The sequence below is a fragment of the Sphingosinicella sp. SM1-17 genome (assembly GCF_056821765.1).
Genome location: NZ_JBPDIO010000001.1, coordinates 522,407 through 535,749, shown reverse-complemented (window position 1 = coordinate 535,749; position 13,343 = coordinate 522,407). Strand labels below are relative to the sequence as shown.

The 13,343-nt window shown below is 58.1% G+C and carries 14 protein-coding genes; 8 read left to right on the top strand and 6 right to left on the bottom strand.

Annotated features, from left to right (window positions below):
• The first annotated feature begins 23 nt into the window (after positions 1-23).
• Positions 24-1,253 (top strand): GmrSD restriction endonuclease domain-containing protein, encoded by a 1,230-nt coding sequence (locus ACRYLT_RS02840; protein ID WP_482662599.1) that lies wholly within the window; start codon positions 24-26, stop codon positions 1,251-1,253.
• Complete coding sequence (locus ACRYLT_RS02835; protein ID WP_482662598.1) at positions 1,231-2,682, top strand: OLD family protein; 1,452 nt, start codon at positions 1,231-1,233, stop codon at positions 2,680-2,682. Before ACRYLT_RS02840 ends, ACRYLT_RS02835 begins: the two co-directional genes overlap by 23 nt.
• Positions 2,683-3,030: 348 nt before the next feature.
• On the opposite strand, the gene ACRYLT_RS02830 is transcribed toward ACRYLT_RS02835, so the two are convergent.
• On the bottom strand, positions 3,031-3,174 hold the full coding sequence (locus ACRYLT_RS02830) for a helix-turn-helix domain-containing protein (protein WP_482662597.1): 144 nt from the start codon (positions 3,172-3,174) through the stop codon (positions 3,031-3,033).
• A 387-nt stretch (positions 3,175-3,561) separates the two neighbouring features.
• Here ACRYLT_RS02830 and ACRYLT_RS02825 point away from each other — a divergent pair, with 387 nt between their 5' ends.
• The 3 genes from ACRYLT_RS02825 to ACRYLT_RS02815 all read left to right on the top strand — a co-directional run bounded on the left by ACRYLT_RS02825 (position 3,562) and on the right by ACRYLT_RS02815 (position 6,187).
• Positions 3,562-4,641: an HNH endonuclease gene (locus tag ACRYLT_RS02825; RefSeq protein WP_482662596.1), complete on the top strand. Its 1,080-nt coding sequence runs from the start codon at positions 3,562-3,564 to the stop codon at positions 4,639-4,641.
• Positions 4,642-4,667: 26 nt separating this feature from the next.
• Positions 4,668-5,375 (top strand): hypothetical protein, encoded by a 708-nt coding sequence (locus tag ACRYLT_RS02820; RefSeq protein WP_482662595.1) that lies wholly within the window; start codon positions 4,668-4,670, stop codon positions 5,373-5,375.
• A gap of 248 nt (positions 5,376-5,623) precedes the next feature.
• Positions 5,624-6,187, top strand: coding sequence for a hypothetical protein (locus tag ACRYLT_RS02815; protein ID WP_482662594.1), 564 nt, complete (start codon positions 5,624-5,626; stop codon positions 6,185-6,187).
• A gap of 211 nt (positions 6,188-6,398) precedes the next feature.
• Here the strand turns inward: ACRYLT_RS02815 and ACRYLT_RS02810 are convergent, their stop codons facing one another.
• The 4 genes from ACRYLT_RS02810 to ACRYLT_RS02795 form a co-directional block, all read right to left on the bottom strand.
• Entirely contained in the window at positions 6,399-6,731 is a 333-nt protein-coding gene (locus tag ACRYLT_RS02810) for a hypothetical protein (RefSeq protein ID WP_482662593.1), read from the bottom strand.
• A 5-nt stretch (positions 6,732-6,736) separates the two neighbouring features.
• Positions 6,737-7,000 carry a hypothetical protein gene (locus ACRYLT_RS02805; RefSeq protein ID WP_482662592.1) on the bottom strand — a complete coding sequence of 88 codons (264 nt, stop codon included), beginning with the start codon at positions 6,998-7,000 and terminating at the stop codon, positions 6,737-6,739.
• A gap of 1,298 nt (positions 7,001-8,298) precedes the next feature.
• Entirely contained in the window at positions 8,299-8,919 is a 621-nt protein-coding gene (locus ACRYLT_RS02800; RefSeq protein ID WP_482662591.1) for a hypothetical protein, read from the bottom strand.
• A 353-nt stretch (positions 8,920-9,272) separates the two neighbouring features.
• Complete coding sequence (locus ACRYLT_RS02795) at positions 9,273-9,461, bottom strand: helix-turn-helix domain-containing protein (RefSeq protein ID WP_482662590.1); 189 nt, start codon at positions 9,459-9,461, stop codon at positions 9,273-9,275.
• 98 nt (positions 9,462-9,559) lie between these two features.
• On the opposite strand from ACRYLT_RS02795, the gene ACRYLT_RS02790 reads away from it, so the two are divergent.
• The 3 genes from ACRYLT_RS02790 to ACRYLT_RS02780 are packed head-to-tail and all read left to right on the top strand — an operon-like array spanning position 9,560 to position 12,037.
• Positions 9,560-10,183 carry a hypothetical protein gene (locus ACRYLT_RS02790; protein WP_482662589.1) on the top strand — a complete coding sequence of 208 codons (624 nt, stop codon included), beginning with the start codon at positions 9,560-9,562 and terminating at the stop codon, positions 10,181-10,183.
• A gap of 2 nt (positions 10,184-10,185) precedes the next feature.
• Positions 10,186-11,355 (top strand): tyrosine-type recombinase/integrase, encoded by a 1,170-nt coding sequence (locus ACRYLT_RS02785; RefSeq protein WP_482662588.1) that lies wholly within the window; start codon positions 10,186-10,188, stop codon positions 11,353-11,355.
• Between the two features lie 58 nt (positions 11,356-11,413).
• Positions 11,414-12,037, top strand: a complete 624-nt coding sequence (locus ACRYLT_RS02780; RefSeq protein ID WP_482662587.1) for a hypothetical protein — start codon at positions 11,414-11,416, stop codon at positions 12,035-12,037.
• A 907-nt stretch (positions 12,038-12,944) separates the two neighbouring features.
• On the opposite strand, the gene ACRYLT_RS02775 is transcribed toward ACRYLT_RS02780, so the two are convergent.
• Complete coding sequence (locus tag ACRYLT_RS02775) at positions 12,945-13,220, bottom strand: hypothetical protein (RefSeq protein ID WP_482662586.1); 276 nt, start codon at positions 13,218-13,220, stop codon at positions 12,945-12,947.
• Positions 13,221-13,343: the final 123 nt, after the last annotated feature.

The window sequence follows — 13,343 nt, the reverse complement described above, 5'->3', positions numbered from 1 at the left end:
CGTTCCGAAATATGGGTGTCACGATGCGGCTCGACCAGTCTTCAATGGATATCTCGACACTTGCTGAGAAGGTCAAGAACAACGAGCTTGATCTGCAACCAGACTTCCAACGCGGTCAGGTGTGGGCAGAGCCTAAGAAGAAGAAGTTAATCGATACAATACTGAGACAATGGTATGTTCCTGCCGTTCACATTGTCGTCAATGACGATCTAGACAGAGAAGAGGTCCTGGATGGACAGCAGCGACTTAGAGCTATTCTGGATTTCATGGATGATCGATTTGCGGTGGACGGTAGAATAGAGCCGCGTGATGAGAAGATCGAAGCCTTGCATGATCTCACTTATTCTAATTTGCCCGATGCGGTGCGCTCCCGCTTCAGAAGATACCCGATCGGTACAGTTAGGCTGCGCGAGTACCTTCCAGAAGAGCCCGGAGAATTGTTCTTTAGGCTCAATACTCTGACTGCTCTCACCGCAGCGGAGCATCGTAACGCTCTTATCGGTGAACCACGAAACCAGATACGCCGTCTTGGGGAAGACCTAGAGCGTGCTTTCGCGAAGAAGACGCTTGGTTTTTCCAATGCGCGGATGAACTACGACGATGTTCTTGCGAGGCTTGCCGTTACACTTGAGGAAGGAAGTCTCCGAGCGAAAATCACTGCTGCATCACTGGAGCGGCGCTATCGTGACGGTCGTGGTTTTTCTCGTCAGAGCATTGACCAAATTTCATCCGCGATCCGTGTGCTTGCGAACGCCGCAACAGAGGAAGTGCCTTGGAAACACAATAAGGCAACATTGTTCTCTTGGCTGTTTTTCATCACAGACAATCGATGGACAGGGTCCGAGGAACATCGTTCGTTCTTCAATCGGCTCATTAACGTCTTTGAGAGCTACCGTTCAGGTGAGGCGGTGAAATTAGACTATGTCACGCCAGACGGAGCGAGTGTCATGCTGAAGCATTTCCACACAGCAGTCGTGCGTGAAGCTGTTAACATTTTCAATGACCGGGCCTCGTCGCGAGTCAACGATGTTAGCTCAGTGATACTGCGTGATCTTTGTCTGAATGTCACCGCGTATGAGTCTGCGCCTGCCAACATTCGGCAGCTCGAGATTGCTCGAGGGCGATGGAGCGTTGTCCAGACGTTGTCAGCCTATCTCCGTTCTCCGATCGACGATGTCGCCGCACGAGCTGGGTTGGAAATTGATCTTGTGAACGCTTGGCAGATGCACCGTGAAGCTCGCCAAGCTAAATGACCTGCGCAGGGCGCTTGAGACTCGCAATCTCAGCACAGTTCCCTGCGTCAAGTCATTCGCTTTCAGTAGCCTTCCGGGGTTCGTCGACGCAGCCATCCAGCCCAACGCTAGCTTCTTGGCAATTTGCGGCGGCACAGGCGTCGGCAAAACAGCCGTACTGGAACTATTTTACAGCGCCCTCGCCTCGCTGCCCGAGACTGCCCCCTCGCGACCCGCACCGCGTTTGGGCACCGCACAGGTCCAGCTAACTGTCACCTTCCCCGGGGGGAACTACCAGCGAAATCTCGACCTAGCTAATCTTGAAGATGAGTGGGAAGGGTACGGCCCGGAAGTCCAGATTGTGGGTCTGGGCGATAGGACCTCTGACCTCCAGGCGCTGTTCTGGTCCCAAGACATGTCGGTGGCGAAAGAAGGAGCTGCCAGCGGGGAGCTAAATGAGGAGGTCCGGGCACTGGTCTCGATGATCTGCCGGAAAGACTTCTCTCGAGTCAATGTCTTCGAAATAGAAGCCGAGAACGACGTTATAGCACCCTTCTTTGAGGTAGAGACGTCATCATCAACGTACGATAGCCGAACAATGGCAAGCGGGGAACTGTCAGTTCTTTTCCTTGCATGGACGATGAATCGTTTGCAGCCACTTTCAATAGTCCTTATTGAGGAACCTGAGGCGTACTTGCCGCCGTCTAGTCACGCTGCGGCTTTTGGGATGATCTGCGCGGCGACGGTCAAGAGGCGACTAGGATTGATTATCACCACCCATTCGGCCGAAATAGCATCGCATATCCCACAAGGAAATCTAATCTCCATAAAAACACAGGGTGGTCAGTCCCTCATACCCGTGACGGCGGAGTCGAAGCAGCGAGTGCTGTCGCGACTTGGCCTTGGCCCTCAGAAAGCCTCTGTTCTCTTCGTTGAGGACGAACTCGCAAAGACAGTCCTTGAGGAATGCTTAGGGATATATGAATTCGCTGTCTCCACCTCCATTGAAATTGTGGTCAGTAACGGCGCGGGAGGCATCAGGAATGCTTTACAGGGTCTTCCCGACGGCATCGCGTCTTTCGTATTTCTCGGTGTGCTTGATGGCGACATGCGTGCCGCTGCCGCAGCGTGGGAACTGGAAGAGCGACTTGTGTTCCTGCCGTTCGCGAACACAATGGAGAGCGAGTTTATTGAAGCTATCATATCGCGGACGAACACGTTCGCCCAGGCAATCAACCGGTCGCCTGATCAGGTTCACGAGCAACTGAATTTGAGCCATGGCGTCGAGTCTCACGACCGGTTTCACCAGCTTTCAGCTGCATTGGGAGTTTCCAATGATACGCTTGCACGAACCTCGTTTGCGCACTGGCTCAAAGGACCTGGAAAGCGTTCGGCTGCAAAGCGTTTTGCTGGCTCGTTAGCGGGTAAGCTAGGGATTTCTCTTCCATGAGCCCATTCGCGACCCTTGCCGGAAGGGAATAGCGGGTGACCTGGACCCTCTATAGCAAAGGACGGCAAACGTTCGGCCGAGGCCCCCGAGTCTTCAAACGTGAAGGCGTATCTCCTCGAAAGTGAATGGGCCGAGGAGACGAGGTTCGTGGCACGCCATGAAGGTGGGCTGATAGGCCATTTTGCCTGCGGAGCATCGCATTGTAGCCAAACCCCTGGTTCAACGGGACCGGATGACACGTCTAGAACGTTCGCTTCCACCCGTTGCGGACATTCCGCTGGTGGATGGGACAGCTTGTCGGATGAGCGCCTGTTAGGCTCGATCCGGGATGATTAAACGCAGAAAATCCTAGGACTTCTCTCCTTCCAATTCGCTGAATCGGCGTGGAGCTCGCGCCCACCCGCTCAGCGCCCGATAAACGCTCGCACGGCCGATCCCGAGGATTTTGGCGATCTCGATGCCCCCGAGTCCCTGATCCCGCAGAGAACGCACCGCAGCGGCGTCTACAGACGGTTTACGGCAGTTGTTGAAACCGGCCGCCTTGCCTCGTCGATGCCTTCGCGGTGACGCTCGCGTCGGATGTCAGTCTCGAACTCCGCGACCTCGCGGGGGTATACCCTCTGAGGACCAGCATCAGACAACCCCCGCCCGGTGCTTGCGTTTCAAAAAACGTCGAACCCAGCATCATGGGAAGCCAAGGTGCAGAGATGTAGAAATCAAAGAGAGTAGGGACAACGTCCTGAGTGAGCGATGCTCCGCTGCGAGATGCGCTGAGAGCGACACCCTGAAGTGAACAAATCGCGCATCAGAGAGCAAGCTGGAATCGGGATGCGCTCAGGTGGTCTGGACAATGAAACCGCCAAGTGATCATCTTGCCGAATGAGCACCCGTGTAACTCTCTTCACCTCCGAAGGCTCCCCGCTGAACCAGACCGTGGAGGTGGGATCCGGCGGGATCAATGTGCACAGCAGAAGCGGCCTCGATCGCAATCGCGATTACCGCCAGGCGCTGGAGCTCATCATGGAGCGCCTGGATCAATCGCACATTTGCTACGAGATCTATCTCGATAGCCGTCCAGTCCAACACCGCCCGCTAGCGCAACGCCGCCTAGCGTTTGATCATCGCGCTCCGGTTTCGCAGCGCTTCGGTCAACTCGTCCAAGCCATGAACGCTGGCAGCTCCAGTCATGGAGCGTGGCGGCGCTTGCTCATCACCACCCCAGGCACAAGCTCCACGCATGTCCTCAGCGTTCTGAAGGGTGATGCTCGGGGCACCTCCGTAAAGCGACTCCCGGCCTCACGGCTGCGGCAGGTGACTAGCGCCCACATTCACAGAGCCGTCGCTCGTTTGCTAGCAGGCGAGGACGCTCCGAACTTTGCCGAATCGCGTGAATACGATGCGCTGACCGATGACGGCACATCGCTAGCGCCCAAGAAGGTGTTTGGGCTCGCTCTCGAAGAGGCACTGGGAATCGAGACCTATCCAGGTCATTTCAGCGCGGGCTGGAGCCAGGTTTGTTTCGACCTGCTCGAAGCTGCCGGGCTGTGGATCGTACCGAAAACCGGGGCCGACCCTCGACCGAAGCCTTCACCGTCGAAGATCGACTCAGAAACGGCAGGCCTCACCCCGACCGAGGAAGAGCGATCGTGGATTGAGGGGAACCCGAAGATCGCCTCTCACCTAAAGCGCGAGCGACAGCCGGGCCTTGCCAAGCAAAAGCGGGCAGAGTTCATCGAGAAACACGGTCGGCTCTTCTGCGAAGACTGCAAGTTAGACCCCGTCGAGAGATACGGCGCGGAGGCCGGCCCCGCGTGCATTGAGGTTCACCATCACCGGGTGCACGTCGCAAACATGGAAGCAGGCCACATTACCGTTACCGAGGATTTGAAATGCCTCTGCGCGAGCTGCCACCGTGTGCTGCATCGCAAGCTGTCGCTTGGATTGACCGCGGCCGCATGAAAGCGGCGCCCAGAGGTTCATATCAGATGGGTATCACCGCCAGCGGAGCCATTGGCATCCGCCAAATGCGAGAGCAGTTTCGATCGGGCTTCAGGTTGTGGGATGAGAGCGTCGCCCAGCGAGATCAGCAGGGAGCGAAGCGTGCACGCCGGCTGATGCAGGCGCTCGCGTTGAAGCATGTGCCACAGCCGGTCGGTGGCTTCGCCGGCTGGTATGTTTTCGCGGATCTGAGTGTCACGGATGACCTGAATGGCCTTAGATACATCGGCATCGCGAAAACCTCTCGGCGACCTATAGCCAGGAGGATTGCGGATAGGTTTAAGGACGACAATTGCTTGGACATTCAGCTCGATGGCTTGCCAGAAGACGAGCAACGCCGCGTCATCGAAGCGCGGCTCGTGACGGCGCTGCCGGGGACCGGTTCAAACTATGTCGACAGCCATTTGCAGGTTGCGCGGCTCCTCCGAAAGACGAGCCACCTTCTCCTTGTTGCAACGGAGGCGGCGAGCACGCTGATCGAAGAGGTTGAGTGCCTGCTCATCTCGAGCGCCGCCTTTGCGGGCGCTCCCCTCATCAACAAGCAACGGCGCGGGTTGCGCGATGACGCGAGCGCGGCAGCCATAGATTGTGCGCTTGAGGTGGTCCAGGAATTGAGCCGACTTGGCTTGGCGGGGGACGGCACCGAACTCTGGCGAAGTTCTCTTGTGCGGAGCGGGGGGTCCTCCGTCGGCTAATGAGATGCGAAGTGCACTTATAGCGCGTCGGCGCTGGCACGGGGGCAGGCACGGGCCGGATAAGGTATCCCCTTCTGAGGACGTCTACCTTCCCCGCCAGCCATCCGAACGGATCGACAAGGCGCAGCACATCCGCCACTAGTATGTCAGAGGCGAATAGTCCGGCCAGCCGTTCCGTTCTCCCGACACCGGCTCGGTTCGCGCGCGGGGCCGATGGCCGGGCGGCACTTGTGAAAGTGAGTTGACAGTTGGACGTCGAAGATCAGCATCTGAAACTCGCCAACGACTACGCATTCGCTATTCTGCGAGGTCTTACCATCGCCAACGGCGGCGCAATCGTCGCGCTGTTCACGTTCATTGGCAACACCGGATCCGAGTTCGATACCACATTGCTGTGGTGGGCCTTCGCTTCGTTTGCGGGCGGCTTGGCAGCGACGTTAGCCGCCACGATTAGCGGCTATTTCAGCCAATCTGGCTCATATGCCGGCAGGCAAAACTTGGCAGTTGGATTCGAGTTGGCCGGCATTTTGTTAGTAGTCGCTGCACTTGCGCTGTTTATCACCGGATCGGGTGCCGCACTGAATGGTGTGCTGCGGAATCAAGCCGCGCCGAGCGATGGGCTTGCCTCCGTTTCGCGGTCTGAGCCGTGGATCCTCTATCGCGCGGACGGACCGAGTAACGTGCAGACAGCCACGTTTGACGGCACCGCAGCGGGCGAGTTCAACCGAGAAAGCTGCCATGCGGTTGCCGACATGCTGATGCACCAGCGGGCCAACGCGCCGCGCTACTGGTGCGAGCGGAAGCGACGCTGATTTGCCACCTGCACGATGCGACCCCCAACCTCGACACAATCGATGGCAAGTCGCCACATCTGGACGGTAGTGTTCCACCAGTGCCGTAGCTATTTCAGGCAGCTTTCAACCTAAGCTGTCCGCGTCTGCCCAATCCTTGTGCCGAATGCTCCGCATTATCGCCCTGCGCCTAAGCGCAACCACAGCAGCGGGAGCGAGGTTTTTCGCACTTTCAGGGTGACCGGTTCCGCTCGTCGCAGGGACGCTCAATTCCCCATCCGGCATCAGCCCTGTAGTACGCACCGATGCCAGGCCAGCTACACCAGCCGCATGCCGCGTTGATATGCTCGCGGGCGACGCCGGTCAGGCTCTTGGCCCAGCTGGGATCGATCGTGAGTGGCACATCCTCAGGGATTCCGTTCACAGTTCGCCAGTCCAGGATCACACGGACAGCGCTCTCTATGTCTTCGGCAAAGACGATCTTCGAGCGGTGATCGGGACTGGTGACGCGGTACGCCTTGTAAATAGCCCGCCGGCGCGAAGGCTTGGACTTGTTCGGAGGCATCGCGTTTATCCAAACGCCGGCTCGAAGACCATCGAACCGTCCAGCTGGCGCACGATGACGCCGGAGACTAAGCCCTCGGCAATGTCCTGCACGAGTGGATGGTTTTTGAAGACTGATGGTGCGCCGATCCCGATGCTGAACTCACCGGGCGCATCGCCGGTCCTGGCTATCCAAAAGGTGACTAGCACTTCTGCTGCATGAGTTGGGGTTTGGGCGACGACGCAGAGCTCCTCTCCGGTGAGGGCTATCTGGGCATTGAACAGTTTCATTGTGTGACCTCATTTGCTCGTTGACGATGAGGTCAGCTGTTGCATGCACTGTGATGGCATGCGGGTGGCATCGTGAAGGTCGGCTGAAATACTTGAGACGAGTTGAGTGGTCCGCCGCGTTGCGGCAGGTTCGGGCCGCCGAGCGAAAGCGAGGTACGGGGGCTAGGTGCCTGTTGGCCGGGCGCCTAGCCCCTTAGGTCGGGGCTCAGCCGTATCCGGGGCGTTCGACACATGAGGAAGGCTTATCACGTCTCAGCGCGGGAAAGCCCTCCCGGCCTATGACGGCACTAAGAACCATACATCGCCTGATCCGTGGGAGCCTAGCCGTGCACAGCTCGGTCGCCCCGACCAATAGTTGATAGCAGCCGGGAGCCCTTCCCATGTCCGGCTCAACCAGGATGGTTCAACGGTCGATGCGCACGCTGATAGTTGACGTGGTCAACCGCATTGATCTTCGTTTGATACCGTAAAGCCTTGCGATCGCCGGCCTTTGCGTTCCGCACATGTAGGGCAGAGAATTTTCTGCGGAGGTTTTCGCCGCCGACGCGATAACCCGAACGAACGGCTAGTTTCCTGAACAAGTCCGAGATCGGCGCTTCTTCTGAAGATCTACCGTTAGGCGCTAAAAAGGTTTGATCCCGTCAACGAATCGACAACAACCTGTAAACCGTGTCGGCAGGCTGACGGTGGGCGCTGTTGAGCGCTTCGAGACAGGGCCCGCTGCTTCAGCTGCGTGAGCCCTGGCGATGCACGCCTGTGAGCTCCCGGTCAGCCAATCATGCGCGTCAGGTTGGACATCGTAATCCCTCAGATCCGAAACTGGGAAGCATTCGTTCAGAGTGGTACAGGATCAGGGAGCTGGACGCTTCGTCATGCTTTCCTATCGAGGACAAAGCAAGGTGCATCGCTGATGAGACGATACAGCCGATGCAAAACTCCCTCATCGATGTTTTACGACCGTGATTCTGTAGCGAGCACCGCGGGTGGCATTCGCTAGCTTGGTGATGGGATGACGCCGGTACCACTTGATCCAGCACGCCGCAGGTGCACGCCGAGAGGAAAATAGTATTCACCCTCCACCCCGATCCTCGCTCTCGAGCGAGGTCGGGTAAGTTTCTTCTAAGAGAAACTTGCGGTCTTCATGGACGCCATCGGTAGGGGGTTTAACCTTTGGATTGAAACAATTATCTCCCCGGCGTTGATCGTACGTCAGTGACGGGCGAGGCTCCACATGTAGGGAGGAAGGTGCCGATCAGGTGCCTCGACATCGCGCTGCGACAGCCAAGTTGTGTAGGGGGTCAGATGTCATACGGCAGCGCGTCTTCAAGCTTAAACACTGGCCAGATTGGGGGGGAACCGTCTGGTCCAAAGGCTTCCAGCACACGGATTCGGCGGAGATCGGTTGCGACCCGCTGACGTAGCGGGTTGTGAGCTTTCCCATGATGGCAGCCAAGGTCGATCATCAAGGTCGCAATGCTCGAGGCGTTCGGATTGTCTCCCCGAATACGAAGGAGGCGATCCGCCATCCACACGTCGGCGGTGATCCTAACCTTTGAAGCGGGCATCTGCCTGATACACCGCGGAGCGTCGGGTCTGCCGAGTGCCTGCTTCAAGAGATTTGCCCTGTGCATCGCTTGCGCTTTCATGCCGGCGATGAATTCGGGGTCCAGTTCTCCTGCCTGAATCTTCTTTCTCCTCTGGGCCGCTTTGCGCTCCCGATCCTTGCGTCGTTGTTCGACGATCTGGAATTCTACCCATGAGCGTGCATAGCCGTCGTTGCAGCTCGCCCATGGCCCATGGTCGACGACTGCCTGGACGAAGCGAGTCCAATAGCTCCGCGCGCGGCCGAACTCGCGCGGGTTTTCGAGACCATGGACACCGCCATGGCCCATGAAAGCGCCGTGAGCATCAAAGACCACCTTGGAAGACCTGATCCGCGCGCGAACTACTTTCTTACACGCCTCACGAGCATTGCATCGCATACAACGGGTCGTTCGAGGATGGCCTCGGATTATGAGGTGCTTCCACTCTCCATGGCGCACAAACGCGGTAACCTGTCCGAAGCACGGTCGACCGCCAAGCTCGGGCATTCGCCAGATGTCGCCCGTGGATCGATCTACCAGAACTTTCTGGGGATCGATTTCTGGGCATCGTGGTAGCCTGACTACCTGGCCCCTAAACATCCACGGCTTGTCCTTCGCCCAATGGAAGGACTTCGCCTCGTGTGACATGGCTTCGAACGCCGCAATCGCAGCCCAGCTATCTGGTCTGTTCACCTCGGCTGTCCCTCAGCTTGGAAGGCACGCTCCAGTTCCGACTTGCGGAAGTAGAGGCGTCGGCCCTTGCGAATCACGGGGACGTGGCCCTGCTCGGCCATTCGATAGATCTTGCGCCGTGTCAGTCCGGTGAATGCAGCAGCGCTGGATGCGCCTTCGATGGGTATGCATGGTTGCTCCTTCAACAAATAATAATGTTACCGTTCTCGTGACGCTGGCCTATTGACGCCCGTTTCCTGGCCTGTCAATAGAACAATAACGTTATTGTCCTAGGGAGGGTGCTGTGGATCTCACGTTTAGCCAGCTGGAGGCCGTGTTTTCGGAAAGGTTCGGTATCCCGCCTGACCGCGCTGTGGCGTTTAGAGGGCGCTTACAGCACCTACAGCGCATGGAGCTTCCTGAGGGCTCAAGGACGGGGCGCGGGAAGAAAGCCGCCTATGGCTGGAAGCAAATCATTCAGGTGATGGTTGCGCTCGATCTGCTCGACCTCGGACTTACACCGGAAGTTGCAGCCAAGGGCGTGAAGCACGGCACCGGCCGGATCCTGGGTGCGGCACAGAAAATCCTTCTCGAGTTTGAAACGCCAGCGGCCCTCGCGAAGGCGCTTAAGAAGGCGCGTTGTCCATTCTCGAAAACCCAGATTGTCGTCGCTTCAGCGGCTGCCCTTACCTTCCCTCAATGGAGCGATGACCGTGTCTATGTCGTGACGTGGGCTGGCCCGGAGTTCCTCCAAAGAATGACAGAGGACCCCGCATTTGAGCCGGCGGGCGCATACATCGACCTGGGGTCCCGATTGATGCTGATCGCGCAGCTCGTTGGTCGAAGGGCAGGGCTTGAACCGCTTCAGACGGCGGCCAGTCTCATTGGCTGGTTCGGTGAATGGGCCAATGAGGACGAGGCGAGCTAACGATGGCAAAGGTGCGCAAACGAGAGTGGAAAACGCCGTCTGGTGAGAAGAAGATGGCGTGGTTGGTGGATTATCGCGACGGCGCGGGCGAACGTCGCTCGAAGCAGTTCCAGCGCAAGAAAGATGCCGATGCGTGGCTCGTCGGTGCATCATGGGAGGTCAAACAGGGCATCCACACCCCTGACTCAAAATCCGTCACCATTGCGGAAGCCGCTCAGCTTTGGCTCGACCGTTGCCGAGCGGAAGACCTCGAACCAACGACCATCGCTGCTTACGAGCAACAGGTTCGGCTTCACATTGTCCCTATGTGCGGAAAGCTCAAGCTCAGTCAGCTGACGAAGCCCTTGGCGGAAACTCTGAGAGATAGGCTTGTGGCTACTCGGTCACGCGCAATGGCCGGCCGTGCAATGCGCGCGCTCACCGCGATTGTGGGCGAAGCTCAACGGAAAGGTATGGTTGCGCAAAACGTCTGTGCTGGCGTTCGTGTGAAACGATCCAAGCGCGAAGCCAAGGTGATTATCCCAACGAAGCGCGAGCTTCGTCGGCTTGCGCGGGCTACGATGAGCTTCCCGGATAAATCATGTGCGAGCCTCGTGGCGTTGGTCATGTTCAGTGGGCTGCGCGCATCCGAGCTGCGAGGGCTAACGTGGCGCGACGTCGATTTGCGCAAAGCAACCGTCACCGTTCGCCAACGCGCGGATCAACGAAACACCATTGGCCCGCCTAAGAGCGAGTCAGGTTATCGCACAGTGCCACTAGCGTCGCTGGTGGTGCGGTTGCTGAGAGAGTGGAAGCTTGCCTGCCCGCCGACGGGCCTCGATCTGGTTTTCCCGTCGCTCTCCGGCGCAGTCATGAGCCACAGGTATATGACGCTAAACCTCTTGGATCCGGTGCAGCGGGCGGCCGGCCTGGTGGCTGACTGTTCAGGGCCTTTAGAGCGCGGACGATACACGCTGCATGACTTTCGCCACGCCGCAGCTTCGCTCTGGATCGAGCAACATGTGAGCCCCAAGCGCATCCAGCATTGGATGGGCCATAGTTCGATCCAAGTGACGTTCGATACCTACGGACACTTATTCAACGATGCGAGCCGCGACGCAGCGGTTGCGGCGGCTGTCGAAGGCGATCTTCTCAGCGAGGGGCTAGAAGCGCAGCTCGAAACTTACCCCTAGAGCGAATGTCCGCTTTCGACCCTTTGCGGACATTGACTGAGTGGAGCAACTTCATCAGATGAAACCAGCAGATTGCATCAGCGCGCTCGACCGTGCCCACACGGCGCTCGACGAATATTGTAGCAAGCTCGACCGAGCTCACAACGGCGCCTTCAGCGAGTGGGGAGTCGAAGCGCGTAAACGACTAAAACAAATGATCTGGTTACTCTCAGAGATCGACAAACTCAGTGATGGCGACGCATTGGACGCTGTGCTGACGAAAGCTAGCTCGCTCTTAGGGTCCGGTATCCCGACCGAAGGCTGGCGCGAACACATGCAGCCGGAAATAGGGGCGATGTTCCAATATATCGCAGCCGTTTCTGAGCCCATGGAGACTCTTACGGAAGCATTTTACTGGATCGCGGGGAGGACCAGATCAGTCATTCGCGAGTTGCCGGGGATGAAGAGCTTCGAGGCTGTCGGTGTCCGCAACGTTCGCAACAAGCTGTTAGAGCATCCAGAGGGAAGGGATAGCCGCATTCTTCTCACGTCATTCGCTTGGGCCGGGGAAACAGGACCGGTCCTAAAGAACGCACGACAGGAGCACGAAACGACTGCCTGGATGGACCGCGGCCTTTACCCGAATGCCAATCAGTTTGCCGAAGAGCTGCATCGAAAACTCACTTTGGCAATGGCCACCTGAGCGGCGCGGCTCGGTGGCTCAGGCTACCAACGTCCGCTTTCCACCCACAATTCGGTGCACCGGCGCCCTTGCTAGATGCATCATGGATGCAACATGCTAGGCGAAATCTGTGGAATTCTGCGGCGAAGGGACTGACTCTGACTCCGTCAATCGTGGTTCGAATCCACGCGGGGCATCCAGCTTTTCCGACGCGGCGCTCCAGCCGCGGGTTCCTTCGCGGGAATTCCGGCGCGCGCTCCGCAGATCGCCGTAGAGTTCTAGTCAGCATGCTCGAAGAACCTGTGCTGCCGGCGATTGCCGCGCTGCGTCACGTGATAGGTTGGCGTGGAAGCACAAGCCGAGGCAGGCGAACCATTCCGCAAGCGTAGCGATTTCTCGGTATCTAGAAACTGGCGCCGGAATCTCCTGGGACCTGCGAGGCCGGATTATAGGCCAGCCAAATACTCTGGTCGGCCGAGCTGTCCGCCAGATTGTGGTTGAAGCTGTCCGGCCGCAGGAGCGGGCGGCGAGCTGAGCCCGAACGAAGATGCAAAGAAGTTAGGTGATGTGTCCCCGGAACTCCCGAAGCTAGTAGAAACCGCAGAAATCCGCATCAAGCGCTGTAAACTAACTCAAATTCGCGCCCTTGTGGATCAGTAACTTAGCTGTGTTGTGTAAACTCTGTCGGATCTACCTGACGCGCTCTGAATCCCGCCGCTCGTGGGTCGAATTCACACGGGGCAACTGGCTGTGGTCGATTCGAACCTTCGAGGTGCGCCATGGATCGCACGTCGGCCCATGCGCGGAGTGATCGTTCTCTCCAACCCTGAACTTGCCGGGACAAAGTCCTGCGCCCGCTCGACCAGCCACGCCCGCACGGGATCCAGTGAGACGTAACGCATGGCGTGACCAAGATGGAGTTCGTCCATCACGGAAGCGCCGAAGCGCCCCTGCCATAGGTGACCGATCCAGCGATGCCGGGCGTTGATGAAACCCGTGTAGCGCCGATGCGCGTCGGCGAAATTCCGCCGAAGGCCTCCTCATCCGATGGAACCGAGATCACGTGCACATGGATGGGCATCAGGCAATAGCACCAGACCTCGGCGCCGGCCCTGGCGGCCGCCTCGCTCAAGAGATCGCGGTAGAGCGCGTAGTCAGCCTGCTCGAAGAACGTCTGCTGCCGGCGACTGCCCCGCTGCGTCACATGGTACGGATGGCCCGGGAGCACCAGGCGAGGAAGGCGGAATCATTCCGGCAGCGTAACGAATTTATACTATTAGTGAACTGGCGCCGTAACTCCGAAAAAGTTGGGAAGATTGCAGGCCGT